The 631-nt window shown below is 58.6% G+C and carries 1 protein-coding gene; it reads left to right on the top strand.

Going from position 1 to position 631, the window contains the following annotated elements:
* Positions 1–95: 95 nt before the first annotated feature.
* A partial coding sequence (gene pssA, locus B3Z49_RS17135) for a CDP-diacylglycerol--serine O-phosphatidyltransferase (RefSeq protein WP_296993067.1) occupies positions 96–631 on the top strand: 536 nt, incomplete at its 3' end.

The raw sequence follows: 631 nt of genomic DNA, 5'->3' as shown, positions 1-631 counted from the left end.
AACGTGATTGTCGGTCAAACCACGATTGCCGGTGAAACTGTTCTTGCCGATGTATCGGCCAAGGGCAAGGAAGCCGCGGTCGGGGAGATCCGCTAATGGCAGGCGGCATTGATCCCATTCGTCGTCCCCGTCGCTTCAAGGCGCTGTCGCTGACACGCTTGGTGCCCAATGTGGCAACGATAATGGGCATGTGTGCCGGTCTGACTTCGATCCGCTTTGCGATGCAGGATCGCTGGGAGGCCGCCGTTGCCGCCATTCTGATTGCCGGGATTATTGACGGTCTTGATGGCCGTCTGGCCCGCATGCTTAATGCGTCCAGCCGCTTTGGTGGTGAACTCGACAGCTTGTCGGACTTTGTCTGCTTTGGCGTCGCACCGGCGATGATGCTGTATTTCTGGTCGCTGCATGAATTTGGTGGCATTGGCTGGGCGTTGTCGCTGCTGTTTGCGGTTTGCATGATGCTGCGTCTGGCGCGCTTTAACACCCAGATGCTGGGCGAACCGGAATTGCCGACATGGGCCTATCGGTTCTTTACCGGGGTTCCGGCACCGGCCGCCGCCGCCCTTGCGATGTGGCCGATTGTCCTGACCTTCCAGTTTGGCGAAGGCATCTTTGACAGCCCGTATATCGT

Source organism: Thalassospira sp. UBA1131 (genome assembly GCF_002311515.1).
Classification (GTDB): Bacteria; Pseudomonadota; Alphaproteobacteria; order Rhodospirillales; family Thalassospiraceae; genus Thalassospira.
This window is presented reverse-complemented; position numbering and strand designations above follow the sequence as displayed.